The organism is Pseudomonas sp. NPDC086112, assembly GCF_044746425.1.
GTDB lineage: Bacteria > Pseudomonadota > Gammaproteobacteria > Pseudomonadales > Pseudomonadaceae > Aquipseudomonas.
This window is the reverse complement of record NZ_JBIVCD010000005.1, coordinates 51970-67657: the sequence shown is the minus strand read 5'-3', so window position 1 is coordinate 67657 and position 15688 is coordinate 51970. Positions and strand designations below refer to the sequence as shown.

Sequence of the window (15688 nt, the reverse complement as noted above, 5' to 3'; positions counted from 1 at the left end):
GATGAACGATCAGGCTTGCGGTTCGGCCGGTACTTCTGCATCACCTGCGGGGGCGGCGGTTTCCGGGCGGGCAGACTTGATCTCTTGCAGGCCCTCGGTGTTGGCGATGACGTCACGCAACAGCTTGTCCAGATCATCGTTGCCATCGAGCTTGGTCAGCAGGTCGCGCAGACGCTGACGGGCTTCGAACAGACGCCGCAGCGGGGTCACTTGCTCAACCACCTTGACCGGGTCGAAGTCGTCGATGTGTTTGAAGTTGAGCTCGATGTTGAGTTTGCTGTCGTCGCCGCTGAGGGTGTTGGTGACCTGCAAGGTGGCGCGCGGGCCGATCGAGGCGAGCACTTCGTTGAAGTTATCGCGGTCGATTTCGGTGAAGCGCCGTTCATTCAGTTTCGGGAGTGGCTCGAGAGGTTTGCCGGAGAGGTCGGCAAGAATGCCAACAACCAACGGCAATTCTTTCTTCTCGATGGCGTTGCCGATTTCGACGTCGTAGGTGATTTGCACCCGGGGCGGGCGAACCCTGTCGAGCTTGTGCTGAGTACTTTCTGCCATGGTGGCTGACTCCGATGCATGAGGCGGGCGCAATGCATCGGGAGGCCCGTTTCATCGCATTCCCTTACTGGACCGTAGGTTAGAAAGGGAGGGCAGAGGACCTGTCATTCCTTTGACGAACCTTCCACATTCGTCGTGCTGACCGAACTACCCAAGACGCTAGAACAGGTCTATAAAAAAGCAAACAAAAAGCATTTTTGGACTGTATCGAGAAAAGGAAAATTCATTTTGTACGCACGTTTTTTTTCTTTGGTTCTGCTCCTGTCACTCCCCGGGTGTTCGTTGTTCGGACCTCGTGTCGACCTCGATAACCTGACGCTGGACGTCGCGCCCCGCGCCAACGATGACACGCCGATCGCGGTGGACTTCATTGCGGTGAACGACGCGGATCTGCTCAAGCAGTTGTCGGGCATCACCGCCCGGCAGTGGTTCGCCGAACGCGAGCAGTTCCAGCGTGACTACCGACAGCTGATGACGGTCTGGGGACTGGAGCTGGTGCCCGGTCAATTCATCGACAAACAACCCTTCCCGCTGGGGGGCAAGCGGGCGGCTGGACTTTTAGTCTTCGCCAGCTATAACACTCCCGGAGCACACCGGTTACGGCTGGACGATCAGAGCAACGCCTGGCTCAAGTTCGACAGTCGCGAGATGACGCTGGTCAGCGATCACCCGAACTGAACACAGGGATTAGGATGCGCGAACAGACATGTAGGAGCCCGGCCGTAATACCGGTCAGTTAAACGCGATCCATGTGGGAGCGGGCTTGCTCGCGAAGACGGCGGCACAGTCAACATTGAAGTCGCCTGACACACCGCTTTCGCGAGCAAGCCCGCTCCCACAGGTTCCGCGTCTTAACTGACAGACATTGGGCCAGGCCGCCCATTTTTTGTGCGGCAATAAGAGATGTCGAAAGGAGTCGTATGAGTCTGCTACCTGACGCGGTTTGCTGGCATGAGGGCATGCAGTTATTGCCCCAGCATTTTCAGTTGCAAGGGTTGCGGGCCGAGGCGCTGGTGGCGCATTTCGCCCAGGCCTGTAATCCGTGGTTCTGGGGCGTGACCCGCGTCGAATTCGATCCCTCTGCATTGAGCGCCGGGCTGGTACGACTGATCAGTTTACAAGCGACCTTGCCGGACGGTTTGCCGGTCAATCTGCAGGCCGGTGTCGGGCCGATGCTGGAGCTTGACGTCAGTGAAGCGATCGATGCCACGGACAACGCCACCGTCACCGTGTACCTGGCGATCAGTCCACTGTGGCGCGCCGGGCAGTTGCTGCCGCTCAAGGGGCGGCTGCAATCGGTGGTCGGCGATGCGTTGCCGGATCTCACGAGCGGCGAGTACCCCGAGTCGATCACGGTCTGGCGTCCGAACCCGCGCTTGTGCACGCAACTGAACAAGGCGGATTCTGTCTGCCTGCCACTGCTGAGGATTCGCAAGGAGGGCGGCGGCTTTCTTCAATTGCCGTACACCCCGCCAACGCCATGCCTGTTGCCCGAGTCGGTAGTGGGTCGGCGCGTGGCGGCGCTGTGTGCCCGGGCGCGGGAGAAATGCATGTTCCTCGCCGGTCGTTTGCGCCAGGCGCAGCAGGCTGGCAATCAGGACGACGCGCTGGAAATTCGCCGCCAGTTGACGGCGCTCTGGGCGCGGCTGCCGGAGGTCGAAGGCCTGCTGAACAGTCGAGTGGCGACGCCTCAAGCGCTGTATGGCTTGCTGCTCGGGCTGGCCGGCGCCTGGTCGTCGCTCGATCCATTGGCCGGTGTTCCGGCGTTCGCACCGCTGGACTTTCTTGAGTTGCAGCGCGGCTATGAAGCGGTGCTCGACTGGCTTGAAAAGACCCTCGAACTGATCCGCGCCGGTTATCGCAGCCTGGCGTTCGAACGCAGTGAACAGACCTTCTCGATTCAATTGCCCGACGATCAGCCGAGCCAACGGCTGGTCATCGGTTTGCGCATGCCCAACGGTGCCAGCGAGCAGGCCGCGAGCGAATGGCTGCGCGGGGCGATCATTGCGTCGCAGCCGCACATCGCATTGCTCAGCCGTCAGCGCATGAGCGGTTTGTCCCATCAGGCCATGAGTCGCAATGAACAAGTGGCCTACAGCGTCGGCGACGATACGCGGTTGTTTGTGGTGACGGCCGAAGGCCAATGGTTCGACGGGCAGTTGCCGTTGCTGATTGCCGCACCGGCTTCCAGGCTGGCCAGCAGTCCATGGCAAGTGGTGTTGTTTGTCGCCCAGGCGAGTGAAAGTGCTTGATCAAGGAAGGAACGTCCTATGTCTGAGGGCAATGTCGGATCGGGTACACGAGGCCTCCACGAAGCGCCGCTGAGCAGTGCTTTTCGCCAGGCCTGGCAGCAATGGTCCCAGGACTGGAACCAGTTACCCAAGGACAGCGAGGACGAAGCGCTGGTGGAGGCGGTGGTCGAACTGTCGACGCAAATCTCCCAACGACTGTGGCGAACCGCATTCGCCAAAGTCGGTGACGCCGCCACCGAGCAAGTCAAGGCGCTGGTCTATGCCTTTGTCGCGCTGGTCGATGAAACCTTGCTGTTTACGCCGTGGCCCGGGCAATCGGCCTGGCAGGAAAAACCCTTGGAGTCGCGGTTGTACGCCAGCCGTCAGGCCGGTGAGCGGATACCGCTGGCGATCAAGGAATTGCTGGACGAGCAGATTCCCACCACTCGCGATCTGGCCAACGTCTATTTGCAGTGTCTGGTGCTGGGATTTCAGGGACGGCTGCGCGGCGAACCGAATCAGACTCAGCATGAAAAATGGCGCCTGGCGCTGTTCACCTTTGCCTGGCAGCACGAGGCGGATTATGCCGACGTCAGTGCCCGGCTCGAACAACCTTCGGCCGTGCCGCCGCTGCAATTGCCAGTGCGCCGTTCGTTGCCCGACGGTTTTCGCCTGGGCCTGGGGATTCTCGCCATGGTTCTGCTGCTGACCGGGTTGGGGCAGTTGTTCTGGCGTGACATTCGTCTGGAGCTCGAACCGGTCTTGCAGATGACCGATTCCGTGACCGCCTCGGAGCAAGACTCATGAGCACGCTGGGGATTCTCGGCCTCGTCATTGCCGTGCTGTTGCTGCTGGCGATTGTCGGGGTAGCGGTCTGGTGGTGGCGCACGCAAAGCGGTGCGGCGATTCGCAGTTTTTACCTGGCGGTGCGGCACATGGAGCAAGAGCAGGGCGCCCAGGACCGGTATCAGATTCCATGGCTGCTGATGCTCGGCAACGAAACCCAGGGCACGCAGTTGTGTAGCCAGTGGCGTTTGCAGCCGACGGACAAACCGGCCTGGTTCGGCCGCTGGTGGTCGGACCCTGAAGGGGCGGTATTGGTGGTGCCACAGGCACTGTTTCTGCCGGATGAAGGCATGCACCTGCAACGGGGCGGCTGGTGGCGCTTGCTGGGATTGATCCTGCGCTTGCGCAGTCAACGTCCGCTGGACGGAGTGATCTGGACGGTACCGGTCAGTCGACTGGGCAACGTCGAGCAAGCCGCGACCCTCGGGTTGGCGGCGCGCCGACGCTTCATCGATGTGTTGCAACGGTTCGGGCTGAGCCTGCCGGTGTACGTGGTGATTACCGGCATGGAAGAGTTGCCGGGCTTTCAGGAGTTGATCACCGCGCTGCCGGTCGAGGCCCGTGAACGCACGCTGGGCTGGTCGTCGCCCCACGGGACCGATGCGGTCTGGCAAGCGCAATGGAGCGATCAGGCACTGGATCAGGTGACTCGGGCCTTGGCGGAATCGATCATCGAAATCGGCGCCTTGTCCGGGCAACTGAGCACAGAGCTGTATGGCTTGCCGGAACGTTTCGACGCCTTGCGGCGCCATCTGCAATCCTTGTTGGAGCCGGTTTTCCAGGGCAATGCGCAAGGTGAGGCACCGCGCTTTCGCGGTATCTATTTCACTGCCAATCAGCCCGCGGAAGACAGCGCCGACGGATTTTCGGCCTACGACACCGGGTTGCAGCAGAGTGCCTTCGCCCGGCAATTGTGGCAGCGGCGGGTGGTCGCCGAGCGCGGTCTGGCCCAGGTGGTGCCGCGTCTGTTACGCCTGCGTCAACGCTGGCAGCGCGTGACCGGTGGGGTGGCGCTAGTGGTCGCGGTGGTTTGGGGCGTGGGCATGCTGTGGGTCTGGCAGGATTCGGTCAAGGAGGCCCATGAACTGTCGCGCCTGCTGCAAGGGGCGCAGAAAAACTACGCGGCGGTCACGGATGAATCTCATCGGCTGGAGTCGACCCGGCGCAACGTCCAGGGTTTCTGGCGGGTGCTGGAAAAGGCGCCGGGCTGGAGCTTCACCTCAGTGGTATTTCCAACCTCCTGGTTCTCTTCGCTGGATGCGCAGTTGGCGAGCGAGTTGCGCCTGACCGCCCAGAGCCATTTGATGCTGCCGTTGCGCGACCTGTTGAGCGCGGAGCTGGCGCAACTCAAGACCATCCGCAACACCGAACGACGGGGTAACGTCGAAAGCGAAGATCCGGCCCAATGGCAAAACTACGTCAAGGCCAAGGATCTGGTGGAGCGCGCGGTGAATCTGGAGCAGCAGAACCAGTGGTTCAGTCAGGCGCTGAACAACCCCAAGGCCCCTCTCGAAGATCTGGTGTTGCTGAGCAACAACGCGTTGTCGCTGAACCTCAACGTCGGCACGTTGCACCGCGCCGGTTTTTACAATCGGGCGTTGTTCGAGGCTGATGGCAGCGATTTGCGACCGCTGGATCTGACCGTCGAGCGCCCGGTGATCGAGGAAAATTTCCTTGGGCTCATGGAGCGCTGGCTGGACCAGTATTTCCTGGCCGACAATTTCGTGCGCCAGGCCGGTTATCTCAAGCTGCATCTGGAACGGCTGGAAGCCGGCAGTGGCAACTCCCTCACCGAGCTCGAAGATTTGCGCGCACTGGTCGATGACCTGCAAACCGTGATCGGCTTGACCAATTCGGCGTGGGGCCGCGGCAAGGGTCAGGACCTGGTGCCTGGCTACCGTGAGTTGCTGGACAACGTGCGCAAAAGCGCCTTGCTCGGACCGCAACTGGAACAACAGTTGGAAATGCAGGCGGCCAAGCTGCAACAGAGTTTTCGCGATCAATGGATCGTCCAGGCCGGCTCCCGGGACAATTTATTGATCCAGCAAGGCAGCGGGCAACTGGTCTTGCAGGAACATGTGGTGCAGCTCAACAACGCGGTGCAGGCGCTGTTCAAGCGTGACTTTGTGGCCATCGCCTTACAGGCGGATCGCTCTGAAGCCCCGGATGGGCAAGGGCAGGGCGTTGATGGCGACGACCTCGACAGTGCGCTGAACTATTTCGCCAGCTACAAGAGTTACGCCGCCGAAGAGTTGCCACGCATTCCCCCGGCGTATCGCGGCGCCTTGTTGCAAGCGGCCGAAGGCGCAGTGGTCAAGGCCATGTTGTCGAGCCTGCGCGAGCACAATGCTCAGGTCCATGGCGGTGTTTTCAATGTGCAGGCCTCCCAGGCGATTGCTTTGCAAAAAGCCTTTATCGAGGTGCGTCGCAGTGATCTGGCCACGCGTTTGCAAACGGCCTTGAACCGCCGCGCCCTGGCCGAAATCGTCAGCGGCCTCGACGAAATCGTCGCCCAGCCGCTGTTCAGCGGGCGCACCGAAATCAGCCAGTGGGACGGCTCGAAAAACCTCGGCCTGCAACTGTATGGCGCCAACGACGTGCAGGATTTGAAACTGAGCCTCAAGCAGCAATTCAACACCATGCTCGGCATCACCGAGCGACGCACCTCGGCGCTGGAGTGGCTGAAAGTCCAGCAACAGAACCTCTCGGCGCTGGATTATGAACGCGTGACGCAGTTCAGTGCGCTCAACGACGAACTACTCAAATACAAGGAACAGAACCCCGCCAGTTCGCCGGCGCAGATCGAACAATTGGTCAGTCGCGACTTCATCGAAATGGACGCCACGTCCTGCAGCCAGATCCTGCAAACCGCCAACCTGTCTGGCGGGCGCGGAACACTGGCGTTGCGGGCGGTGGATCTGCAACAAACTGCCATGCAACGCTGCCAGTTCCTGCAGCAGCAACAGGCAGCGGCCGCATGGAACGACCTGGCCAACTATTTCAATCAGTACCTGGCGGAGCGCTTTCCGTTTGCCAATGGCCTTCAGGCCGCCGACGCTGACCCGGCCAGGGTTCAGCATTTGCTGGAGCTGATCGACAAGCGTTTGCCGGTGGCGCAAGCCGGATTGCTGCTGAGCCAGACCCCGGAACGCCTGGCCGCCGAAGACTTTCTCAATCGTCTGAAGCAAGCCAGTACCTGGCTGGGGCCGATGTTTGTACGCGACAAGAGCGGTGTGTTGGGGCTGGAGATGGACGTGCGCTGGCGCACCGATCGAGAGGAAGAGCGCGGTGCCGATCAGGTGATTGCCTGGGGCTTGAATGCCGGCAATCAACAGCTCAGCTATCCCGGCGAGCCGCAGCAGAACCTGCGCTGGATGGTTGGCCAACCGATCCGGCTGACCTTGCGTTGGGCCCGAAATGGCTACCAGCGCCCGGCCAACGATCCGTTGCAGCCGAGCCTGGTGGTGCGGGATCTGGAAGCGGGCTGGGAGTACAGCGGGCCGTGGTCGTTATTGCGCTTGATGCGTTCGCACGTGTCGGTGCAACGCCAGCCGAACATGGACTACACGGACTTTCCGTTGACCTTGCGCCTGCCTGTGACGACGCAGTCCAGCACCACCACCGCCGAGCAAACCCTGATGTTTGTGCGCCTGTCGTTGATGACCCAGGGCTCGAAATTGCCGCTGTCCATTCAGCCCTTGCCAACCCGGGCCCCACGCTCTCCGTTCATGGTGACGAGATCGACCGCGGGCATTGAAGCCCATGACATCGAATCCCAAAAGGAGGGCCTGTGAATCAACCTTCAACGCCGTTGCCGGAACTGATTACTCAGTTGCTCGAACCGATCAGCGAGCAGGCGCCCTGTGGTCAGGATCTGCGTTATGAGCCTGAGTTCGACCGGTTGCGCGAACTGCGCCGTGAGGACGACACCAGTTTGCCCACGGGGGTGTGGCAGTCGTCGATCAAACGCGCCCAATGGCCAGAACTGGAAAAACTGACCACCAGCCTGCTGCTCGAACGCAGCAAGGATTTGATGCTCAGCGCCTGGTTGGGTGAGGCCTGGCTGCATCAGGATGGGCTCGAAGGGTTGCCGGGCAGCCTGGCGCTGGTGGCCGGGTTATGCGAGCGCTACCCCGAGCACCTGCACCCCCAGGCGGAGGACGGCGATCAGTCATGGCGGGTGATTCCGCTCGAATGGCTGGCTCGACGCTACGCTGAAGTGCTGCTGACCCGCGTGCCGTTGTTCGAGCCGCGCAACAATGAATTCGATAGTTTCTGTCTGGATGCCTGGCGCCGATTGCAACTGCAACAGGTACAGGCCAGCGACAGCAAAACGGCCAAGACCTCGGCTGAAAACGCGCGCAACGAACAGAAAAAGTTGACCGAACAGATTCGCGCCACCCCGTTGTCATTCTGGTTGCGCAGCCAGGGCACGTTGCTGCTCAGCCAGCAGCACCTGCAACGCCTGGAGGTGTGGAGCGACGCTTATCTCGGCAATCAGGCCCCAGGCTTCAAAGCGTTGCAGGACGTGATTGAAGCGTTGTTGACGCTGGTTCAGGAGTTCATCGCCATGCACCCACGAAAACCGACCCCGGCGCCTGTCGAAATTCCAGCGGTGGCGGCATCGAGCCCGGCCGACGTGCCGCCCGTCATTGCGGCGCCTCAGGTGTTCAGCGAGCCGGCGAATCGTGAAGAGGCGTACCGGCAATTGCTGTTGATCGCCGAGTACCTGGCGCGCACCGAACCCCACAGCCCGGTTCCCTATTTGATCAAACGAGGCGTGGAATGGGGCAACAAGCCCCTCAGTGAGCTGCTTGGCGAACTGATCAGCGCCGATGCCGAATCCCGGCGACTCTGGACGCTGTTGGGCGTCCTTTAATGAGTGTTGCGGGCGGCTGCCGACGGCCGCGGTAAAGCGATGGGGGTGAGCACCGGTTGACCGGAAAAAAATGCCGTCAGGTTTTTGCCGACCAGTTCCACGGTGCCTTGGGTGGCCTCCGGGGACAACCCGGCGACATGCGGGGTCAAAATCACGTTGGCCAGTCCCTTGAGGGCGTCCGGCACCTGTGGTTCGTTATCGAAGACATCCAGCGCGGCGCCAGCGATCCGTCGTTGTTCCAGCGCGCTGATCAGGTCAGCCGTGACGATCACGCTGGCCCGCGCGATGTTGACGATAAATCCGTTAGGCCCTAAAGCGTCGAGTACCTGCCTGTTGATCAAGTGCTGAGTACCGAGCCCGCCGGGTGCGGCAACGATCAGAAAATCCGAATGGCGTGCCAGTTCGGTCGGCGTCGAGCAAAAGCTGTAGGGCACGTCGCTGCGATGCTGGCGGTTGTGGTAACTCACGCTCATGTCGAAGCCGTTGGCGGCACGTTTGGCGATAGCGATGCCGACGGCACCGAGGCCGAGGATGCCCAGGCGCTTGCCGGCCAGGGAAGGGCGCATGATTTTCGGCCACTCGCCCCGACGCACGGCAGCATCGGCCCGAGGAATATCGCGCACCAGTGCCAGCAGCAACGCCATGGCGTGGTCGGCGACGGAAGAGGCATTGACGCCGGCCCCATTGGTGACGGTGATACCACGGTCGGCCGCGGCTTGCAGGTCGACGTGTTCGTAACCGGCCCCGATCACGCAGATGAGCTTAAGGTTGGGCAGGGCGGCCATTTCATCGGCACGCAGGCCCAATGGACCGCGCGTCAGCACCGCATCGATCTGGCTGCCCTGTCGGGCAATGGCGGCGGCGCGCTCGGCCGGGGTCGGGGCCAGGATCAAATGAAACCCCTGATGTTCGAGAATCGGCAGGTATTCATTGATGGTTTCAACCAGTACCAGAACAGTTGCGGTCATGCTGGGCTCCTGTGGGCAGCGGAATTTCGGGGTTTGAACGTCGTTTCAGGTTGCTGACTCCAGAGCGGTTTGGCAATGGTCAGGGGCTTTGGCTCCCGGTGTCGGAGCTGGCGAAGCCTGCGATCCTTCTAATGACAACACTAGATCATTTGCCCGCGATTCGTAGGAGCGAGGCTTGCCCGCGAAGAACGATTACTCGGTATTCCTGATGGACCGAGGCGACTGGTTCGCGGGCAAGCCTCGCTCCTACGGGAGAACGCGTGTTTCGCCAGCTGCATCTGATCCGCATAACCATTGCTCAGCTAAGTCTTTGCTTCTGTTGATTAATCCCGGACAATCGCGCCCCTGTTTCGGCCAGGGCGCTGCCTGTCGGTTTTTTCCGACTCGTCCTGACCGGGTGGCAAGTGACCGGAAAGCGGAGATCCGACCGGATGAATGATCAGGCCAATAGCGTCGACGAACGCTATGTAGCGGCAACACCAGCGAGCCTAGAAAGCTGGAATCGCCATGACACCACCTGGATGCTGGGCCTGTTTGGCACGGCAATCGGGGCCGGCACCCTGTTTTTGCCGATCAACGCGGGGCTGGGCGGCTTCTGGCCGCTGCTGATCCTGGCGGTGCTGGCATTCCCTATGACGTTTTACGCCCACCGTGGCCTGACCCGCTTTGTCTTGTCCGGCCGCGAAGGCGCCGACATCACCGAAGTGGTGGAAGAGCACTTCGGCATCAAGGCCGGCGCGTTGATCACGTTGCTGTATTTCTTCGCGATCTTCCCGATCCTGCTGATTTACAGCGTAGCCCTGACCAACACCGTGGGCAGTTTCCTCGAACATCAACTGCACATCATGCCGCCACCGCGCGCCGTGCTGTCGTTCGTATTGATTCTCGGCCTGTTGGCAGTGGTGCGTTGCGGTGAGCAGGCGATCGTCAAGGCCATGAGCCTGATGGTCTATCCGTTCATCGTCGCGCTGCTGTTTTTGGCGGTGTTTCTGGTTCCGCACTGGAATGGCGGCATCCTCAGCACTGCATCCACGCTGCCTGAGTCGTCGGCGCTGCTGCACACCTTGTGGCTGGCGATTCCGGTGATGGTGTTCTCGTTCAACCATTCGCCGATCATCTCGGCGTTCGCAGTGGACCAGAAGCGTCGCTACGGCGCGCATGCCGAAGAGCGCAGCTCGCAGATCCTGTCCCGCGCCCACCTCTTGATGGTGGTGATGGTGCTGTTCTTCGTCTTCAGCTGCGTGCTGACCCTGTCGCCGGCGCAACTGGCCCAAGCCAAGGCGCAGAACCTGTCGATCCTGTCGTACCTGGCCAACCACTTCAGCAACCCGACCATCGCCTTCGCGGCGCCGTTGATTGCCTTTGTGGCCATTTCCAAGTCGTTCCTGGGCCACTACATCGGCGCCAGCGAAGGCTTGAAGGGCCTGATCGTCAAGAGCGGCAAACGCCCGGCACCGAAGACGCTGGACCGCATGACTGCGGCGTTCATGCTGGTGGTCTGCTGGATTGTTGCCACGCTGAACCCGAGCATTCTGCTGATGATCGAAACCCTTGGTGGCCCGGTGATCGCCGCGATCCTGTTCCTGATGCCGATGTACGCGATCCGCAAGGTTCCGGCGATGGCGCGCTTTCGTGGTCAAGCCTCTAACGTCTTCGTGACGGCGGTGGGCCTGGTGGCGATTTCGGCGTTGATCTACTCCCTGACTGCCTGACGCATACCCCGTAGGAGCGAGGCTTGCCCGCGAATCAGTCGCCTCGGTCCATCAGGCATACCGCGTTATCGTTCTTCGCGGGCAAGCCTCGCTCCTACGGGGTTCAGGGCAACCTGATCCAGAGCACACCATTCCAGGGTATTAACGGCTAAGCTGCGGGTTGCATTAGCGCATCATCGTGGAGCGCTTTCTCTGGAGACGCTTTATGGCAGGTGCCACTGGCGCAACGGCGCAACCCCGTGCCGATATACCCAATCGCTGGCTGGACGTATTGGCCGGCTTGTCGATTGCCGGTTTGTTGTTGCCCGAGGCGGTCGCCTATTCCAGCATTGCTGCGTTACCGCCACAGGCCGGGGTCATTGCGTTATTTGCCGGTCTGCTGTGCTACGGGCTGTTAGGTACCAGCCGTTTTGCCATCGTTTCCGCGACCTCTTCCTCCGCCGCCGTTCTGGCTGCCTCCACCGCCACGCTGGCCAACGGTGATTCCGCCCTGCGTATGAGCCTGGCGATCGGTCTGGTGTTGGTGACCGGTGGGTTCTTTTTGCTGGCCGGTCTGCTCAGGCTCGGCAGCGTGACTTCGTTCATTGCCAAACCGGTGTTGCGCGGCTTTGCCTTGGGCCTGGCGATGACCATCATCCTCAAGCAGGCGGCGAGCGCCGTCGATGTGCACTTGAACAGCGGCAATCTGATCCACCTCATGCCGCAGTTGCTGGAGCAGTTGCCACAGTGGAATCGCGTCGGCGCGCTGGTGGCGGCGGTGTCATTGGTGGTGCTGTGGCTGTGCGCGCGGGTCCGGCGTTTGCCCGGAGGTTTGCTGGTCGTGGCGCTCGGCATTGCGGCCGGCCAGTGGCTGAACTTACCGGCCTACGGGGTGAAACTGATCGGTGTGATCGACCTGAGCCTTGAAATGCCTCGGCTGCCAGTATTGCCGTTTACCGACTGGCTACGTCTGGGGGAATTGGCGTTTGCCATGGTGATGATTCTGTATGCCGAGTCTTACGGATCGATCACCTCGTTTGCGATCAAGCACGGTGACCGCGTCTCCTCGAACCGTGATCTGCTGGCCCTCGGTGCGGCCAATCTGCTGTCCGGGCTATTCCATGGCATGCCGGCGGGAGCCGGTTACTCCGCGACGTCGGCCAATGAGGCAGCGGGGGCCGGTTCGCGTCTGGCCGGCGCGGTGGCGGCGGGGGTGGTCTTGCTCATCGTATTGACGGTACTGCCCTACATCGCCCTGACTCCCGAGCCGGTGCTGGCCGCCATCGTCATTCATGCCTTGGCGCGCGGTTTGAGCCTGCAGCCATTGGGGCGCTATTTCATCTGGCGCCGCGACCGCTTGCTGGTGATTTGCGCGGTGGCGGCGGTGCTGGTGTTGGGGGTGCTGGACGGCTTGCTGGTGGCGGTGGTGATCAGCGTGGTGCTGATGCTGAAACAGATGTCTTCGGCGGATATTCAAGTGCTGGGGCAAATGGGCAGCGGTCACGATTACGTCGACCTGCAGCGTCATCCTCACGCCGTGCAAACCCCCGGCATATTGATCCTCAGACCCAGCGAGGCACTGTTTTTCGCTAATGTGGAACGCATTCTGGGTGGTGCGCTGCACCTGGCCCGGCACTCAGAGCCACGGGTGCATACGATTATTCTCAGTCTCGAAGAGTCGCCCGATCTGGACGGCACCAGCATCGAAGCGCTGGAAGCGTTCTTTTTGCAGGTGCGGACGCTGAACATGTTGTTGATCCTGGCGCGGCTCAAGGACCAGGCTCAGGCGGTACTCTCGATATTGCCCGCCCCGGAGCGCGAACAGGTCATTCTCAGCGACCTGAGTGTCGACGTTGCCGTACACCAAGCGCTCACGTCGGCGGGGCAGGTGTCGCAGGCATAAAAAAACGCCGCTCATCTCACGATGGGCGGCGTTTTTTATGGCGTTGTAACGTTAGGCTTGAACGACCGGGATGTTGGCGTTCGCAGCAGCTTCACGGAACTCGGCGATCTGGTCGAAGGACAGGTAGCGGTAAACGTCGGCCGCCATGCTGTCGATCTTGCCAGCGTATTCCATGTACTCCTCGACGGTCGGCAGGCGACCCAGGATGGACGCAACGGACGCCAGTTCGGCCGAAGCCAGGTAGACGTTCGCGCCGTCACCCAGACGGTTCGGGAAGTTACGGGTCGATGTCGACACAACAGTCGAGTTCGGCTCTACACGTGCCTGGTTACCCATGCACAGCGAGCAGCCTGGCATTTCCATGCGTGCGCCGGCCTTGCCGTAGATGCCGTAGTAGCCTTCTTCGGTCAGCTGGTGCGCGTCCATTTTGGTCGGCGGCGACAGCCACAGACGGGTTGGCAGCTGCCCCTTGACCTGATCCAGCAGTTTACCGGCAGCGCGGAAGTGACCGATGTTGGGCATGCACGAACCGATGAACACTTCGTCGATCTTCTCGCCAGCAACGCTGGACAGCAGACGGGCGTCGTCCGGATCGTTTGGCGCGCAGAGCACAGGCTCCTTGATGTCGGCCAGGTCGATTTCGATGATTTCAGCGTATTCGGCGTCAGCATCGGCCACCATCAACTCAGGGTTGGCGATCCAGGCTTCCATCGCTTGGGCACGACGTTCCAGGGTACGCACATCACCGTAGCCTTCACCGATCATCCAGCGCAGCAGGGTGATGTTCGATTGCAGGTACTCGGTGATCGATTCTTTCGACAGCTTGATGGTGCAACCGGCAGCCGAACGTTCGGCCGAGGCGTCGGACAGCTCGAAAGCCTGTTCGATGCTCAGGTTGTCCAGGCCTTCGATTTCCAGGATGCGGCCGGAGAAGGCGTTCTTCTTGCCTTTCTTCTCGACGGTCAGCAGGCCAGCCTGAATCGCGAAGTAAGGAATGGCGTGAACCAGGTCACGCAGGGTGACGCCCGGTTGCATCTTGCCTTTGAAGCGCACCAGGATCGATTCCGGCATGTCCAGCGGCATCACGCCAGTGGCAGCGGCGAATGCGACCAGGCCGGAACCGGCCGGGAACGAAATGCCCATCGGGAAACGGGTGTGGGAGTCACCACCGGTACCGACGGTGTCCGGCAGCAGCATGCGGTTCAGCCAGCTGTGGATGATGCCGTCGCCCGGACGCAGGGAAACGCCGCCGCGGGTCATGATGAAGTCAGGCAGGGTGTGGTGGGTGGTCACGTCGATCGGCTTTGGATAAGCCGCGGTGTGGCAGAACGACTGCATCACCAGATCAGCGGAGAAGCCCAGGCACGCCAGGTCTTTCAGTTCGTCACGGGTCATTGGACCGGTGGTGTCCTGGGAACCGACGGTGGTCATCTTCGGTTCGCAGTAGGTGCCTGGACGCACACCGGCTACGCCGCACGCCTTGCCGACCATTTTCTGCGCCAGGGTGAAGCCCTTGGTGCTTTCGATCGGGGCATCCGGTTTCTTGAACAGGTCGAATGCTGGCAGACCCAGTTCGGCGCGAGCCTTATCGGTCAGGCCACGGCCGATGATCAGCGGAATACGACCGCCGGCACGGACTTCGTCCAACAGCACAGGGGTCTTCATTTCGAAGGTGGTGATGACTTCGTCAGTACCGTGCTTGCAGACTTTGCCAGCGTGCGGGTACAGGTCGATCACGTCGCCCATGTTGATGTTGGTCACATCGAATTCAATTGGCAGTGCGCCGGCATCTTCCATGGTGTTGTAGAAGATCGGAGCGATCTTGCTGCCGAAGCAGAAGCCGCCAGCACGCTTGTTCGGCACGTAAGGAACGTCGTCGCCGAAGAACCACAGCACCGAGTTGGTGGCCGATTTACGCGACGAACCGGTACCGACCACGTCACCGACGTAGGCGATCGGGAAGCCGCTGTTGCGCATTTCTTCGATCTGCTTCATCGGACCGATGGAGCCTTGCACGTCCGGCACGATGCCGTCGCGAGCCATTTTCAGCATGGCCAGGGCGTGCAGCGGGATGTCAGGGCGGGACCAGGCATCAGGAGCAGGGGACAGGTCGTCGGTGTTGGTTTCGCCAGTCACCTTGAACACGCGCAGGCTGATCTTGTCGGCCAGCACAGGGCGGTTCTTGAACCACTCGCCGTCGGCCCAGGATTGCAGCACGCCTTTGGCGTGAATATTGCCGTTCTTGGCGCGTTCCGCGACGTCGTGGAAGGCATCGAACATCAGCAGGGTGTGCTTGAGTTCTTCGGCGGCCACTGGCGCCAGTTCGGCGTCGTCCAGCAGATTGACCAGCGTCACGATGTTGTAGCCGCCCTGCATGGTGCCGAGCAGTTCAACAGCGCGTTTCTTGTCGATCAGAGGGGATTTGGCTTCGCCTTTGGCGAGGGCAGAGAGGAAACCGGCCTTTACATAGGCAGCTTCGTCCACGCCTGGCGGAACGCGATTGGTGATCAGGTCAACGAGGAAGGCTTCTTCGCCAGCCGGGGGATTCTTCAGCAGCTCGACCAGGCCTGCAGTTTGTTCGGCGTTAAGCGGCTGGGGAACGATACCCAGTGCTGCAC

At 61.2% G+C, this 15688-nt stretch carries 10 protein-coding genes; 7 read left to right on the top strand and 3 right to left on the bottom strand.

All coding sequences use genetic code 11. From position 1 onward, the window contains the following. Window positions 1-9: 9 nt before the first annotated feature. Window positions 10-552: a type VI secretion system contractile sheath small subunit gene (gene tssB, locus ACIPLA_RS05560; RefSeq protein ID WP_401172153.1), complete on the bottom strand. Its 543-nt coding sequence runs from the start codon at window positions 550-552 to the stop codon at window positions 10-12. 228 nt (window positions 553-780) lie between these two features. On the opposite strand from tssB, the gene ACIPLA_RS05555 reads away from it, so the two are divergent. The 5 genes from ACIPLA_RS05555 (at window position 781) to tssA (ending at window position 8508) form a co-directional block, all read left to right on the top strand. Beyond that, complete coding sequence (locus tag ACIPLA_RS05555) at window positions 781-1230, top strand: type VI secretion protein (protein ID WP_218396311.1); 450 nt, start codon at window positions 781-783, stop codon at window positions 1228-1230. 242 nt (window positions 1231-1472) lie between these two features. Further along, the gene (tssK, locus tag ACIPLA_RS05550; RefSeq protein WP_401172149.1) at window positions 1473-2804 is read left to right on the top strand and encodes a type VI secretion system baseplate subunit TssK; all 1332 of its coding nucleotides are present in this window, start codon (window positions 1473-1475) and stop codon (window positions 2802-2804) included. Between the two features lie 18 nt (window positions 2805-2822). Beyond that, window positions 2823-3590 carry a DotU family type IV/VI secretion system protein gene (locus tag ACIPLA_RS05545; protein ID WP_218396307.1) on the top strand — a complete coding sequence of 256 codons (768 nt, stop codon included), beginning with the start codon at window positions 2823-2825 and terminating at the stop codon, window positions 3588-3590. Continuing rightward, a complete protein-coding gene (locus ACIPLA_RS05540) occupies window positions 3587-7423 on the top strand; it encodes a type VI secretion system protein (RefSeq protein WP_401172145.1) in 3837 nt (1278 codons plus the stop codon). The genes ACIPLA_RS05545 and ACIPLA_RS05540 overlap by 4 nt, the downstream gene beginning before the upstream one ends. Continuing rightward, on the top strand, window positions 7420-8508 hold the full coding sequence (gene tssA / locus ACIPLA_RS05535) for a type VI secretion system protein TssA (RefSeq protein ID WP_218396302.1): 1089 nt from the start codon (window positions 7420-7422) through the stop codon (window positions 8506-8508). Before ACIPLA_RS05540 ends, tssA begins: the two co-directional genes overlap by 4 nt. Here the strand turns inward: tssA and ACIPLA_RS05530 are convergent. Then, window positions 8505-9476: a 2-hydroxyacid dehydrogenase gene (locus tag ACIPLA_RS05530; protein WP_401172141.1), complete on the bottom strand. Its 972-nt coding sequence runs from the start codon at window positions 9474-9476 to the stop codon at window positions 8505-8507. The two genes, tssA and ACIPLA_RS05530, sit on opposite strands and share 4 nt — an antisense overlap. Before the next feature lie 431 nt (window positions 9477-9907). On the opposite strand from ACIPLA_RS05530, the gene ACIPLA_RS05525 reads away from it, so the two are divergent. Together ACIPLA_RS05525 and ACIPLA_RS05520 are read left to right on the top strand one after the other, a co-directional pair. After that, window positions 9908-11188 (top strand): serine/threonine transporter, encoded by a 1281-nt coding sequence (locus ACIPLA_RS05525; RefSeq protein WP_401172138.1) that lies wholly within the window; start codon window positions 9908-9910, stop codon window positions 11186-11188. A 205-nt stretch (window positions 11189-11393) separates the two neighbouring features. Next, window positions 11394-13070 (top strand): SulP family inorganic anion transporter, encoded by a 1677-nt coding sequence (locus ACIPLA_RS05520; RefSeq protein WP_401172135.1) that lies wholly within the window; start codon window positions 11394-11396, stop codon window positions 13068-13070. A 51-nt stretch (window positions 13071-13121) separates the two neighbouring features. Here ACIPLA_RS05520 and acnB read toward each other — a convergent pair. Then, on the bottom strand, window positions 13122-15688 hold a 2567-nt coding region (gene acnB, locus ACIPLA_RS05515; RefSeq protein ID WP_401172132.1), incomplete at its 5' end, for a bifunctional aconitate hydratase 2/2-methylisocitrate dehydratase.

What these genes read in the sequence shown, in the direction of transcription:
- tssK (WP_401172149.1), top strand. Translation starts at nt 1,473, where the DNA reads ATGAGTCTGCTACCTGACGCGGTTTGCTGGCATGAGGGCATGCAGTTA.
- ACIPLA_RS05525 (WP_401172138.1), top strand. Translation starts at nt 9,908, where the DNA reads ATGAATGATCAGGCCAATAGCGTCGACGAACGCTATGTAGCGGCAACA.
- tssB (WP_401172153.1), bottom strand. Translation starts at nt 552, where the DNA reads ATGGCAGAAAGTACTCAGCACAAGCTCGACAGGGTTCGCCCGCCCCGG.
- ACIPLA_RS05520 (WP_401172135.1), top strand. Translation starts at nt 11,394, where the DNA reads ATGGCAGGTGCCACTGGCGCAACGGCGCAACCCCGTGCCGATATACCC.
- ACIPLA_RS05545 (WP_218396307.1), top strand. Translation starts at nt 2,823, where the DNA reads ATGTCTGAGGGCAATGTCGGATCGGGTACACGAGGCCTCCACGAAGCG.
- ACIPLA_RS05540 (WP_401172145.1), top strand. Translation starts at nt 3,587, where the DNA reads ATGAGCACGCTGGGGATTCTCGGCCTCGTCATTGCCGTGCTGTTGCTG.
- ACIPLA_RS05530 (WP_401172141.1), bottom strand. Translation starts at nt 9,476, where the DNA reads ATGACCGCAACTGTTCTGGTACTGGTTGAAACCATCAATGAATACCTG.